Genomic DNA, 617 nt, shown 5'->3' on the forward strand with positions numbered 1-617 from the left:
GCCCAGCCCGACGATTTCGTCGTTCCCGCCAAGCCCATCCAAACTATCCGCCCCAGACGTCCCAATCAGCAGGTCGTCGCCAGATGTGGGTAGATTCAAAAACTCTTGGCGCACGCCAATCTGAATAGCTACCGCGTCGATACCACCATGTCCGTCCGACACCTGAACCGTCACATCGTAGACGTTATCTGCCCCTGCATCGCTAGGCGCCTCGAAATCCGGCGCAGCCACAAAGCTCAGTGCACCCGTCGATGCATTGACGCTGAATTGGGCGGCGTCGGCGCCCCCCACAATCGAATACGTCAGTGTGTCGCCGGCGTCCGGATCGTTGGCTGTTATGGTAGTGACTGCCGTGGTGTTCTCGGGTACCGAGATCTGAGCCGTGTCAGCACCACCGCTCGACGTGATCGACGGTGATCCGTTCTCGTTCTGGTTGGTGACCGTGATGGCGACCGCCCGATCGGTTGTGAGCGTGCCATCGGAGGCCGTGACGACGATATCGTAGACATTGTCGCCATCGGCGTCGACCGGTGCCTCGAAGTCGGGCGCCGCCTTGAAGGTGACAACACCGGTCGCGGCGTCGATGTCGAACAGCGCGGCGTCCGTGCCGGACAGCG

General features: G+C 61.6%; 1 protein-coding gene. It reads right to left on the minus strand.

Going from position 1 to position 617, the window contains the following annotated elements; translation table 11 throughout:
• Positions 1 to 617 (minus strand): cadherin domain-containing protein (locus tag ACTJKE_RS36580; protein ID WP_440693921.1); only part of this gene is annotated, 617 nt, incomplete at both ends.

Source organism: Ensifer sp. 22521, assembly GCF_052044795.1.
Classification (GTDB): Bacteria; Pseudomonadota; Alphaproteobacteria; order Rhizobiales; family Rhizobiaceae; genus Ensifer.